This is a genomic window from Aeromonas sp. 82P, from assembly GCF_051919365.1.
GTDB classification, from domain to species: Bacteria; Pseudomonadota; Gammaproteobacteria; order Enterobacterales; family Aeromonadaceae; genus Aeromonas; species Aeromonas veronii.
Window position 1 is genome coordinate 3,238,109 of the sequence record NZ_JBQBEV010000001.1, and the last position, 12,490, is coordinate 3,250,598.

The following is a 12,490-nucleotide window of genomic DNA, read 5'->3' on the forward strand; positions in this document are numbered from 1 at the left end:
CATGGTTTCCCGTAAGCCGTTCTATTTGCTGGTAGCCCTGCTGTACATTGTCGGCCTGGGGATGACGATCTATCACCATATCGCGTTGGATGTACCGCTGACGCCCGGTGAAAAGCGCCAGATCTGGTCCATCGAAGCCAAGCTGGAGTTCGAGGCGACCGGCGAGCCGGTGATCGCCTCTCTGGCCATTCCGGGCACCCAGCCCGGTTTCACCCTGATGAACGAGAACGCCGCCAGCCCCGGCTACGGCCTCTCCTTCGTCGAGAAAGATGGTGATGCCCGCGCCGAGTGGTCCATCCGCACCGCCTCCGGCCGTCAGGAGCTCTACTACCGCGTCGACATGATGGCGGATGCCCACGCCAAACCGGCCGCCAATCCGCAGCCGCCCGCCATCGAGAAGCAGATCGAAAGTGAGCCTTATGCCACCGCGATGAAGCAGATCCTCGAGCGGGCCCAGGAGCGCTCTGCCGACGGCTACACCCTGACTCGCGAGATCATCAAGGAGATCGAGAAGCAGGAGCAGAATGCCGAACTGCTGAAAAAGCACAAGAGCCGCGCCAACCTGATCGCCGAGCTGCTCAACAATGCTGACGTCCCCACCCGCGTGGTGCATGCCCTGAATCTGGAAGATGGCCGCCGTCGTCAGGAGCTGGTGGATTACCTGCAGGTGTTCAACAGCCCGACCGACTACAAACTGTTCAACCCGCAAACCGGTGAACAGGGTCGTCCGGCCAACCTGCTGCTGTGGGAATACAACTCCGGCGCCCTGCTGGACGTGACCGGTGGTCACAACTCCCGTGTCAGCTTCTCGATGATCGAACAGGAGCAGCCGGTCAGCGTCGCTCTGGCGCAGAAGTTCGAAAAATCAGAGATGATGAACTTCTCCATCCACAGCCTGCCGCTGGAAGAGCAGACCCTGTTCAAGGGCTTGCTGCTGATCCCGATCGGCGTGCTGATGGTGGTGTTCCTGCGGGTTCTGGTGGGGATCAAGACCTCAGGTACCTTTATGCCGGTGCTGATCGCGGTCGCCTTTATCCAGACCTCGCTGGTCACCGGTCTGATCGGCTTCCTGCTGATCGTCGGTACCGGTCTCATTATTCGCTCCTATCTGTCGCGGCTTAACCTGCTGCTGGTCGCCCGAATATCGGCCATCATCATCATGGTTATCTCGATGATCGGTATCTTCTCCGCATTCGCCTTCAAGCTGGGGCTGACCGACGGTATGAAGATCACCTTCTTCCCGATGATCATCCTCTCCTGGACCATCGAGCGGATGTCCATCCTGTGGGAAGAAGAGGGCCCGAAAGAGGTGTTCCGCCAGGGTGGTGGCTCTCTGCTGGTTGCCGTCATCGCCTATCTGGCCATGGATAACGAGCTGATCCGTCACCTCACCTTCAACTTCCTCGGTCTGCAGCTGGTGCTGATGGCGACCGTGCTGTTGATGGGTAACTACACAGGCTACAAGCTGAGCGAACTGAAGCGCTTCAAGCCGCTGGTGGACGAGATGAAATCTGGCGTCACCCCGGGTAAGGACAAGTAACCGATGTGGTTCTGGGAAAAATACACAACCCCGTGGAGCCTGTCCCAATCAGGCATCCTCGGCATGAACAAGCGCAACCACTCCTACATCAGCCGCTACAATCCGCGCAGCCTCTATCCGCTGGTGGATGACAAGCTGCAGACCAAGCAAATTGCGCTGGATGCAGGGGTCACCGTGCCTGAGCTGATCGGTACCATCCGTGCCCAGCACGATGTGGGTCGCATCACCGAGCTGGTAAAAGATTGGCCGGGCTTCTGCATCAAGCCGGCCCGTGGCTCGGGCGGCAAGGGGATCCTGGTGATCCTGCGTCAGGAAGATGGCCTCTTCTATAAACCCAACGGCAGCGCCTCCAACGGTCAGGATCTGGAGCGCCATGTATCCAACATTCTGGCGGGGCTCTATTCGCTTGGCGGCAAGCCAGACGTGGCACTGGTGGAAGGCCTCATCAACTTTGATGATGTGTTCGACGGCTACTCTTTTGAAGGGGTACCCGATGCTCGGGTCATCATCTTCAAGGGGTTCCCGGTGATGGCGATGATGCGCCTCTCCACCGCCGCCTCCGACGGCAAGGCGAACCTGCACCAGGGCGCCGTGGGGGTGGGTCTGTGCCTGCGTACCGGTCGTGCCCTGCGGGCGGTGCAGTTTGGCAATCCGCTGCGCCACCATCCTGATACCGGCCTCGATCTCTATGAGCTCAAGGTCCCACACTGGGATACCCTGCTCACCCTGGCCGCCTCCTGCTACGAGATGTCGGGTCTGGGCTATATCGGCACCGACATGGTGCTGGACAAGTTCCGCGGCCCCATGCTGCTGGAGCTCAACGCCCGTCCCGGTCTTGCCATCCAGATCGCCAACGGTCGCGGCCTGGTGCCAAACCTCAAGACCATCGAGAAACTGGGACAGGTTAAGATGAACGTGGAGCAGCGGGTCAATTTCGCCAAGGATCACTTCGGGATCTTTGAGGAATAACTTCTTCACTTGTGAACTAAGCGCGCCTATGGCGCGCTTTTTTTATGGCGATTGTCTGTCGTCACATACCTTCCCAACCATAGATCAGCACCTCATTTCGAAACAACGAGTACGCAAGCGAACGGCTGCTTGGAATAGCGAGGAGAGCGATGGAACGATGGAACGATGGAACGATGGAACGATGGAACGATGGAACGAGAAGAGTATAACCGGCAATATCAGGGGGATAGATGACTCACAGGTATAAAAAAACCGGCGCCAAGACGCCGGTTCTTCAAGGAGAGTACGACTCGATTACAGGGAGTCAGCATTCTCGGACAGGTACTTGGCAACGCCGTCAGGAGAGGCTTGCATACCTTTTTTGCCTTTTTCCCACTGAGCCGGGCACACTTCGCCGTGCTCTTCGTGGAATTGCAGGGCATCGACCATGCGCAGCATCTCGTCGATGTTGCGGCCCAGCGGCAGATCGTTGACAACCTGATGGCGAACGACACCGTTCTTGTCAATCAGGAAGGAGCCACGGAACGCCACGCCGGCTTCCGGATGCTCAACGTCATAGGCTTTGCAGATTTCGTGTTTCACGTCGGCGATCAGCGGGTACTTGACCTGACCGATACCGCCATCTTCCACTTTGGTGTTGCGCCATGCATTGTGGGAGAATTGGGAATCGATGGAAACACCGATCACTTCCACGCCACGCTTCTGGAACTCTTCATAACGGTGATCGAAGGCAATCAGCTCGGACGGGCAGACGAAGGTGAAATCGAGCGGGTAGAAGAAGACAACGGCAGCTTTGCCTTTGATGTGGGATGACAGGTTGAATGAATCAACGATCTCGCCATTCCCCAGAACAGCTGCGGCGGTAAAATCGGGTGCGGGACGGCCTACCAATACCATATTCAATTCCTCTTTATGTGAAGTGAACAATCCGGTGAGGATTGGGCTACCTAGAGCCAAGTCCATCTAATTCAAGCGACAAACTATAGACCCGGTGGTAGATTAGTTAAATCAAATTAAATAGATAGCATTAATCGGGTTTTTCTATGCAACGTTGGCCCAGCCTCAAACAGCTGCAATATCTGGTCGCTCTCGATGAGCACAAGAACTTCAACCGCGCCGCCAAGGCCTGTCATGTCAGCCAGTCGACCCTGAGTACCGGGATCCAGACGCTGGAGGACATGATGAACCTGCAACTGGTGGAGCGGGACCACAAGAGCTTCATTATGACCCCGGTCGGCATTGAAATCGTCGAGCGCGCTCGCAATTTGCTCTCCGATGCGCGGGATCTGATGGAGCTCGGGCAACATCAGGGCGGCGTGATGCAGGGGACGGTACGTCTTGGCTGCATTCCCACCATCGCCCCCTTCCTGTTGAGCAAGCTGCTGAAAGAGTGCAGCAAAACCTATCCTGACCTCGAATTGTTGCTACGTGAAGACACCACCAGCAATCTGCTCAAGCAGCTGGAACAGGGTCAGCTCGACTTGCTGATCCTCGCCCTGCCCATCGAGATCGGGGGATTTCACTGCAAGACCGTCGGCCAGGATCCGTTCCACATGGTGATGCCCGCCAGCATGGCGGCCGGTCTGCATACCCCGTTCGACTACAAGGAGCTGCCCAACCAGAGCATCTTCCTGCTGGAGCGGGAGCACTGCCTCACCGAGCACGCAGTGAGCGCCTGTCGCCTGCGGGACAAGAGCAAGATCAACCCGTTCGCCGCCACCAGCCTGCACACCCTGGTACAGATGGTGGAAGCGGGTCTTGGCACCACCTTCCTGCCGCAGATGGCCATCGATGCCGGCATTCTTGCCAACTCCGATCTGGTGGCGATCCCGCTGCCTGGAGAGACCTCCTATCGCGAGATCGGTCTGGTCTGGCGCCCCAGCACCACCCGGGTGCAGACCTTCTACAAACTGGCCGAGCTGCTTAAACCGCTGATCAGCCACAACGAGTGACAACAAACGCCAGCCCTCGGCTGGCGTTTTTCAGTGCCCCACCACATTTTTCCTCTCGGAGACTAGGTCTGGAGCCAGATCCCTGTTTATGATGGAAAAATTGTCGCGCCCCCTACCGCCAGAACGATTTGGCAGGATATGGCGCTCGATAAATGTCTCGTTTGGTAGACCCGTCCGTGGAGAGAGCCCGATGTATCGCAAGCTGCTGCTATCCCTGCTGACTCTGCTGCTGGCCGCCTGCTCCAGCACGCCGGAGCCACCTCCGGCCCCCCAGCAGAGCAGTGCCTTTGATGGCTTCTACCAACAGTGGCGCGGAGTTCCCTACCGCATGGGCGGCGCCAGCCGCGCCGGGCTAGACTGCTCCGCCTTCACCCAGCTCGCCTACAGTCAGGTGCTGAGCTTCAACCTGCCAAGAACCACCGAATCTCAGGCCAGCATTGGCAAACCGGTGGATCGCTACCGGCTGCAACACGGGGATCTGGTCTTCTTCAAGACCGGCTGGCAACAGTACCATGTGGGGGTCTACACAGGTGCCGGCGAGTTTATTCACGCCTCCACCAGCAAGGGAGTGATCCGCTCCCGCCTCGACAACGTCTACTGGAACAGTCGCTACTGGCAGGCACGTCGGGTGACCCAGTAACCGCTCAAACGCCTGCTTGCGGCACAAATTGCGTGCCGATACTCTCCGTCAATCCCTGTCGCGATGTCGGGACACACAACCCGCGCTTATAACTCAATTGGCCCCAAAGCCTGCATATCACACCATTTTGTGATAAGGTGGTGGCCAATTTTTAACACTTTCGCCTTTTTCTCATACGCTCTCTGTCCTGATTGACAACAAGCGAGGCGATAACAAGCAGCGCGCGGCGAAAGTGGAGTGTGGCGCAACACTGCCGGACGGGTGTCCCACAGCTGCAGTATCAAGGGTTAAATAGATAAGGAGATCGTGCAATGAAACAGTATCAAAGCTGGCTGGGGCAATACCTGATGAGTCGCCGTGACGGTGACCACGCCATGGCATGCGAGATGGCGAGTTCCATCTGCGAGTTCTGGCAGCAGCAGGGTGATGAAAACGAACTGGACAAGTGGCAGCAGATTTACCAGAACCATCTGGAAAAGACCACCTGATCCCGACCGTTGCCTTGCTGCCAGCCACCCGGTGTTGGCAGCAAGGCCACTCGCGACCAACCACCATCAGCCAACCCCTCTCCCCCAATTTTCCCGCTACGTTAAACCGCTACCTTCGTTCACTCGCGCTTTACCATCTTCATTTTGCTTTTGCGCACCGGCCTCTGTTCATTCCATCTCGGCAGCCATTTCCTGCGCCCAGTCGATAAACGCCTGGATCTTGGGACACGCCCGGTTGGGCAGGGTCGTCATGTAATAACGCTGCTCGCACTTGATCTCCAGCCCGGCAAAAGGTGCCACCAGCTCGTTGCGTGCCAGTCGCTTGCTCACCAGATTCTTGCGCCCCATGGCGATCCCGGCGTGATTCATGGCGGCGATGATGGCGAGATCCGAGCGATCAAAACCCATGCTCAGCTGACATGCCTCCAGGCTAACCCCGGCGTGGCGAGCCCAGCAGCTCCATTCATCGGTATCCGAGTCAAATCCCCATGCCTGCCTATCATGGAGCAAACGGCACAAAGACAAGTTGGCGGGATTACCGACAAGCCCGTGCTGCTCGGCATATTCCGGACTGCAGACCGGCAGCATGTACTCATCCATCAGCGGGTGGATGGCAAGCCGCTCCGGGCTCTTCTCATCGAAATAGAGGGTCAAATCGATGCCATAACCATGCAGGTTGATGTTCTCGTTACCGGTGATGATATTGAGCTCGATCTGCGGATGCAGGCGGGAGAAATCAGCCAACCTGGGCACCAGCCAGCACTGGGCGATGGAGGGACGCGAATAGATGGTCAGGGTACCGGAGAGCTCCTGATTCTTGATCTCCAGGATCTCCTGATTGATGAACTCCAGCGAAGATTTGAGCGCCCAGAACACCCGCTGCCCATCCGCCGTCAGTACCACCTTGCGGTGAAAACGCTCAAAGAGCTTGAACCCCAGCTCCTCTTCCAGTGCGCTGATCCGGTGACTCACGGCACTGGGACTCAGCGACAATTCATCAGCTGCCATGGCAAAGGATCCGTGGCGGGCGGCCGCCTCGAAGGTGTGCAGCTTGGCCAGCTGGTAGCTGCTCAGCAGCTTGTTGCGCGATACGTAATTATCCCCGTTATACATTCATCCCCCTCTTCGCAATGGTCGCCGATCATACACCCACAGGCCACCTTCAGGATGAAACCAAAATACCCAAAGAGTGTAATTTCGATAAATTGTGACCAATGTAGCGCCTATGAATCACCTCAGCTCACCCAAGTGGTCGATTTCATCATTTGTCAGCCCCGCCTCATTTTCATTCAATAGCGCATAAACAATCACACACAACAGATGTCGAGGCGCAGTATGAGTTCAGAGGTATGGGTCATCGCTACCTTGCTAAGTAGCATCGTTCTTATCGTGGTCACCATAGTGAAGGGCAAGGTGCATCCTTTCCTCGCCCTGCTGCTGGCGAGCTTCTATGTGGGCACCCTGATGGGGATGAACCCGGTCAACATGGTCAATGCCATGGAAGCGGGCATTGGCGGCACCCTCGGTTTTCTCGCCGCCGTCATTGGTCTTGGCACCATACTCGGCAAGATGATGGAGGTGTCTGGGGCTGCAGAGCGCATCGGCCTCGCCCTGCAGAGATGCCGCTGGCTCTCGCCGGATGTCATCATGGTGCTGGTGGGTCTGGTATGTGGCATCACCCTGTTTGTCGAAGTCGGCGTGGTACTGCTGATCCCGCTGGCCTTCTCCATCGCCCGCAAGACCAACACCTCGCTGCTGACCCTGGCCATTCCGCTCTGCACCGCCCTGATGGCCGTGCACTGCATAGTGCCGCCGCACCCTGCTGCCCTCTATGTCACCAATCAGCTGGGGGCTGACGTCGGCTCGGTCATTGTCTATGGCCTCGCGGTCGGGCTGTTTGCCTCGCTGGTGGGCGGCCCGCTGTTCCTCAAGCTGCTGGGTAACCGGGTTCCGTTCAAGGAGGTACCCGATGCCTTTGCCGACATCAAGGCGCGCGATGAGGCAACTCTCCCGACCTTAAGCGCCTCGCTCTTTACCGTGCTGCTGCCCATCCTGCTGATGCTGGCCAAGACGGTCGCCGAGCTCAATATGGAGCACGCCAGCCACCTCTACACCGTGCTGGAGTTTATCGGCAACCCCATCACCGCCATGTTTATCGCCGCCTTCACTGCCTACTACGTGCTGGGGATCCGCCAGCAGATGAAGATGGAGGGGCTGCTCAACAAGACCGAGGAGTGCTTCTCCTCCATCGCCAATATCCTGCTCATCATCGGGGCGGGTGGCGCCTTCAACGGCGTACTCAAGGCGAGTGGGCTGGGCGACTCTCTGGCCACTATCCTCTCCCAGCTGGATATGCACCCCATTCTGCTCGCCTGGCTGGTGGCTATCGTGCTGCACGCCGCCGTGGGCTCCGCCACCGTCGCCATGATGGGCGCCACTGCTATCGTCTCCCCCATCATGGTGCACTACCCGAACATCAGCCCGGAGATCATGACCCTGGCCATCGGCTCCGGTGCTATTGGCTGCACCATGGTGACTGACTCTTTGTTCTGGCTGGTCAAGCAGTATTGCGGCGCTACCCTGAACGAAACGCTCAAGTACTACACCACCGCCACCTTGGTCGCCTCCCTGATGGCGCTGGCCGGTACTTTCCTGCTCTCCTTTATCGTGTAACAAGACCGAGAACACTATGAAAAACATCGACGTCCAACAGCTCACAGCGCAATTTCCACTGGTGCAATCCCTGATCGCGCTTGAGCCAGTCACCTGGTTCAACCCCAACACCACCACTCTGGCTGCCGGTCTGCCCTATGTGGGGCTCGATAACAACAATGTGGCAGACGCTTCCGCCCGCTTGGCCCGCTTTGCCCCCTATATGTGCGAAGCCTTCCCCGAGACCCGCACCAGCAACGGCATTCTGGAGTCCGAGATCGCCGCTATTCCGGCGATGCAGGCTACGCTCAACCAGCGCTACGGGGTCGAGGTCACCGGTCGAGTACTGCTGAAAAAAGACAGCCACCTGCCCATCTCCGGCTCCATCAAGGCGCGAGGCGGTATCTACGAGGTGCTGACTCACGCCGAACAGTTGGCGATCAAGGCGGGACTTCTCTGCGAAGAGGATGACTACCGAAAACTGTTCAGCGACGAGTTTCGCCAGTTCTTCAGCCAGTACAGCATCGCAGTGGGCTCCACCGGCAACCTTGGCATGTCCATCGGCATCATGAGCGCCAAGCTCGGCTTTACCGTCACCGTCCACATGTCAGCCGATGCGCGGGAGTGGAAGAAGCGCAAGCTGCGCGAACACGGCGTCATCGTGGTCGAATATGCCGAAGATTACGGGGTGGCGGTGGAACAGGGGCGCAAAGAGGCCGAGCGCGATCCCAACTGCTTCTTTATCGACGACGAGAACTCCCGCACCCTGTTCCTCGGCTACTCGGTGGCGGGCGAGCGGGTGAAAAAGCAGTTCGACCAGATGGGTATCAAGGTGGATGCCGACCACCCACTGTTTGTCTACCTGCCCTGCGGCGTGGGTGGCGGCCCAGGCGGGGTGGCCTTTGGTCTCAAGCTCGCATTCGGGGATAACGTTCACTGCTTCTTCGCCGAGCCCACTCACTCCCCCTGCATGTTGCTGGGAGTCCACACCGGATTGCACGATGCCATTGCGGTGCAGGATCTGGGCATCGACAACCTCACCGCAGCCGACGGCCTCGCGGTAGGTCGCGCCTCCGGCTTCGTCGGCCGTGCCATGGAGCGGCTGCTGGCGGGCTTCTACACCCTGAGCGATCAGGAGATGTATGACCTGCTCGGACTGCTGGCGCGCGATGAGCAGATCACACTCGAACCCTCCGCTCTGGCAGGTATGGCCGGCCCGTGGCGGGTGGCTGCCAATCCCGAGTGGCTAACCGGGCGCGGTTGCGATGCCGCAACCATGGCACAAGCCACCCATCTGGTGTGGGCTACCGGCGGTGGCATGGTGCCAGCCGAAGAGATGGCAAAGTACCTGGCCAGCGCCAAGATCTAGGCTGTTTTGCCACATTTATATACAAATCAACCCGCCATCACGGCGGGTTTTCTGTTTTGGGAACAAGGGGATGGGGCTGTTCTGTCGCAATCCATGGCGACAATTTCCCCAAGTTGGTCAGTTTGTGCTAAAATGGCGCTCATTTTTTGACATCTCGCGTCACGTTCGCCGCCAGATTGCCCATCGGGCTCTCTGCCCGGGTCGTGACTTTGCACCATCATGCCTGATGATGTTCCCCCCAGGATGAGCCGACAGGCTCCCGTCAAGGTGGGCACCCTCAAGGGCACATGAGATAAGGAGATCGGGTAATGAAACAATATCAAAGCTGGCTGGGAGATTATCTGATGAGTCGACGTGACGGAGATCACGCGATGGCTTCGGAACTTGCCAACACCATCTGCGCCTTCTGGAAGGCCCAGGGTGATGAAGCAGAGACCAGCAAATGGCAGCAACGCTATCAGCAACACGTAGAGCAGGCGCAATAAGCCCCTTCACTCTTTCGCGATAAAAAAAACCGGCGCACATGGCGCCGGTTTTGCGTTTCTGGCAAGCAGCAGATTACATCTGGTCGATCATGTCCTGAGCAAACTGGGAGCAGGAGCGCAGGGTGGCCCCTTCCATCAGACGCTCGAAGTCATAGGTGACGGTCTTGTTGCGGATCGCCGCTTCCATCCCCTTGATGATGAGATCGGCCGCTTCAACCCAGCCCATGTGGCGCAGCATCATCTCGGCGGAAAGGATGAGGGAGCCTGGATTGACCTTGTCCTGACCGGCATATTTCGGTGCAGTACCGTGGGTCGCTTCGAACAGGGCCACGCCGTCACCGATGTTGGCACCCGGCGCGATGCCGATACCGCCTACCTGAGCGGCCAGCGCGTCGGAGATGTAGTCGCCGTTGAGGTTCATACAGGCGATGACGTCATACTCGGCCGGGCGCAGCAGGATCTGCTGCAAGAAGGCATCGGCGATGACATCCTTGATGACGATGGTCTTGCCGGTTTTCGGGTTCTTGAAAGAGCACCAGGGGCCACCGTCGATCAGCTGGGCACCGTACTCGTTCTGGGCCAGAGCATAACCCCAATCCTTGAAGGCACCTTCGGTGAACTTCATGATGTTGCCCTTGTGCACCAGAGTCACGGAGTCGCGATCGTTGTCGATGGCATACTCGATGGCGGCACGCACCAGACGCTCGGTACCGGCTTTGGACATCGGCTTGATGCCGATACCACAGGACTCGGGGAAGCGAATTTTCTTCACGCCCATCTCGTTTTGCAGGAAGGCGATCACCTTGTTCGCTTCGGCACTGTCGGCCTTCCACTCGATGCCGGCGTAGATGTCTTCGGCGTTTTCGCGGAAGATCACCATGTCGGTCAGATCAGGACGTTTCACCGGGCTCGGGGTGCCGTCGTAGTAACGCACCGGGCGCAGGCAGATGTAGAGATCCAGCTCCTGACGCAGGGCCACGTTGAGAGAGCGAATACCGCCACCGACCGGAGTAGTCAGCGGGCCCTTGATGGCCACGCAGTATTCGCGAATGAAATCCAAGGTTTCGGCCGGCAGCCAGGCACCTTCGCCATAGACATGAGTCGATTTCTCGCCGGTATAGATCTCCATCCAGGCGATCTTGCGCTCGCCCTTGTAGGCTTTCTCGACCGCAGCATTCACCACATTCAACATGGCAGGGGTTACGTCAACACCGATGCCATCCCCTTCAATAAACGGAATGATCGGATGGTTGGGAACCTGCAGCTTGCCGTTGGCATCGACTGTGATTTTCTGACCCTGGGTCGGGATTACTACTTTGCTTTCCATCGGCATCTCCTAACTTCCGTTTGTTATCAACTTGTTTGTTGCGCGCGGCCATCTTAGCCCATTCATTTTCATAATAAAACGACAAGAAAGCATGTCAGACCAAAGAGGTAGCCACCCGCCAGTGCGCCGTCACCACGCCTCCCCGACCCCGCCCCGTTATCCCTCCAGCTCGCTGGCCGCAGCCTGCGGCTGACTCAGGGAACGATACTGGGAAGGGGTCAAGCCGGTCTTCTGTTTGAACACCCGGCAGAAGTAGTTCACGTCACTGTAACCGCAGCGACTGGCCACCTCTTCAAGACGAAAGCGGTACTTTTTCAGCATGAATTTGGCCCGATCGATCCGCACCCAGCTGATGTAATCGGCAAGGCGCATATGACCCTGCTCGCGGAACAGGTGGGAGAGATGGCTGGCTGAAACGTTGAAGCGGTGGGCAATGGAGTCACGGGTGATGGGACGGTGAAAGTTCTCCTGGATATAGATGCAGATCCCGTGAAAGAGCTCTGCCCCCCGTGGCCGATCCGTGGCGGACTCCAGCAACAGCTGACGGGCACTCGCCAGCAGGGCCTGCAGCAGGTGATCATCGGTGGGGGAGCGACCAGGATCCTCGGTCAGTACGTTCAGCGCCGCCAAAATGTGTTCGATCACATGGCCCGCCCGCGCCATGATGCTGTGCTTTTGCACATCGAAGAAATCGGGATCTTCACGGCGCTTGCTCACCAGGCTGAACCCCAGCTGGCGTTTGCCAAACAGCAGGCTCAGCACCGAGCAGTCGGTGGTCCAGAGCGGCTTGTTCCAGCCGTTGGGGGGAATATAGAGCGCCTGTCCCGGCAATACACTGATCTCTCTGACCCCCTCCTCCCTGTCCCAAATTTGGTTGAGATACTCGCCGCTAAAGACCAGCTCGAGGCGGGGAAAGTTGACCTGATAGCTGAAACTGGGTGGCACCCCCTGTTCACTGGCAAACCAGATTTGGTCAAATGGAACCTGTTCGCTCAGGGCTCCGTCGAGCAGTTGGCTGAAGATGAGAGACATGGTGATCCTGATCAAGAGAGAGGCAAGCGGTTGCGG

12 protein-coding genes are annotated in these 12,490 nt (G+C 58.0%); 8 read left to right on the forward strand and 4 right to left on the reverse strand.

Going from position 1 to position 12,490, the window contains the following annotated elements:
* The first annotated feature begins 1 nt into the window (after position 1).
* Positions 2–1,540 (forward strand): inactive transglutaminase family protein, encoded by a 1,539-nt coding sequence (locus tag ACTG2S_RS14790; RefSeq protein ID WP_005337699.1) that lies wholly within the window; start codon positions 2–4, stop codon positions 1,538–1,540.
* Between the two features lie 3 nt (positions 1,541–1,543).
* Positions 1,544–2,509: an alpha-L-glutamate ligase-like protein gene (locus ACTG2S_RS14795; RefSeq protein WP_005337700.1), complete on the forward strand. Its 966-nt coding sequence runs from the start codon at positions 1,544–1,546 to the stop codon at positions 2,507–2,509.
* Positions 2,510–2,803: 294 nt separating this feature from the next.
* On the opposite strand, the gene ACTG2S_RS14800 is transcribed toward ACTG2S_RS14795, so the two are convergent.
* Positions 2,804–3,406 carry a peroxiredoxin C gene (locus tag ACTG2S_RS14800; RefSeq protein WP_005337701.1) on the reverse strand — a complete coding sequence of 201 codons (603 nt, stop codon included), beginning with the start codon at positions 3,404–3,406 and terminating at the stop codon, positions 2,804–2,806.
* A 146-nt stretch (positions 3,407–3,552) separates the two neighbouring features.
* Here ACTG2S_RS14800 and ACTG2S_RS14805 point away from each other — a divergent pair, with 146 nt between their 5' ends.
* The 3 genes from ACTG2S_RS14805 to ACTG2S_RS14815 all read left to right on the forward strand — a co-directional run bounded on the left by ACTG2S_RS14805 (position 3,553) and on the right by ACTG2S_RS14815 (position 5,589).
* Positions 3,553–4,461, forward strand: coding sequence for a hydrogen peroxide-inducible genes activator (locus tag ACTG2S_RS14805; protein WP_100645550.1), 909 nt, complete (start codon positions 3,553–3,555; stop codon positions 4,459–4,461).
* Positions 4,462–4,651: 190 nt separating this feature from the next.
* Positions 4,652–5,101, forward strand: a complete 450-nt coding sequence (locus ACTG2S_RS14810; protein ID WP_439982722.1) for a C40 family peptidase — start codon at positions 4,652–4,654, stop codon at positions 5,099–5,101.
* A gap of 311 nt (positions 5,102–5,412) precedes the next feature.
* Positions 5,413–5,589, forward strand: a complete 177-nt coding sequence (locus ACTG2S_RS14815; protein ID WP_005337704.1) for a hypothetical protein — start codon at positions 5,413–5,415, stop codon at positions 5,587–5,589.
* 168 nt (positions 5,590–5,757) lie between these two features.
* On the opposite strand, the gene dsdC is transcribed toward ACTG2S_RS14815, so the two are convergent.
* Positions 5,758–6,702, reverse strand: coding sequence for a DNA-binding transcriptional regulator DsdC (gene dsdC / locus ACTG2S_RS14820; protein WP_274160284.1), 945 nt, complete (start codon positions 6,700–6,702; stop codon positions 5,758–5,760).
* Positions 6,703–6,924: 222 nt separating this feature from the next.
* On the opposite strand from dsdC, the gene dsdX reads away from it, so the two are divergent.
* From dsdX to ACTG2S_RS14835, 3 genes are all read left to right on the forward strand, one after another.
* The gene (dsdX, locus tag ACTG2S_RS14825; protein WP_274160285.1) at positions 6,925–8,262 is read left to right on the forward strand and encodes a D-serine transporter DsdX; all 1,338 of its coding nucleotides are present in this window, start codon (positions 6,925–6,927) and stop codon (positions 8,260–8,262) included.
* A gap of 16 nt (positions 8,263–8,278) precedes the next feature.
* The gene (locus tag ACTG2S_RS14830) at positions 8,279–9,610 is read left to right on the forward strand and encodes a D-serine ammonia-lyase (protein ID WP_274160286.1); all 1,332 of its coding nucleotides are present in this window, start codon (positions 8,279–8,281) and stop codon (positions 9,608–9,610) included.
* Between the two features lie 308 nt (positions 9,611–9,918).
* Positions 9,919–10,095 carry a hypothetical protein gene (locus ACTG2S_RS14835; RefSeq protein WP_005337712.1) on the forward strand — a complete coding sequence of 59 codons (177 nt, stop codon included), beginning with the start codon at positions 9,919–9,921 and terminating at the stop codon, positions 10,093–10,095.
* Between the two features lie 73 nt (positions 10,096–10,168).
* On the opposite strand, the gene icd is transcribed toward ACTG2S_RS14835, so the two are convergent.
* Together icd and ACTG2S_RS14845 are read right to left on the reverse strand one after the other, a co-directional pair.
* A complete protein-coding gene (icd, locus tag ACTG2S_RS14840; protein ID WP_005347179.1) occupies positions 10,169–11,422 on the reverse strand; it encodes an NADP-dependent isocitrate dehydrogenase in 1,254 nt (417 codons plus the stop codon).
* Between the two features lie 156 nt (positions 11,423–11,578).
* Positions 11,579–12,454, reverse strand: coding sequence for a helix-turn-helix transcriptional regulator (locus tag ACTG2S_RS14845; RefSeq protein ID WP_005361632.1), 876 nt, complete (start codon positions 12,452–12,454; stop codon positions 11,579–11,581).
* Positions 12,455–12,490 lie beyond the last annotated feature (36 nt).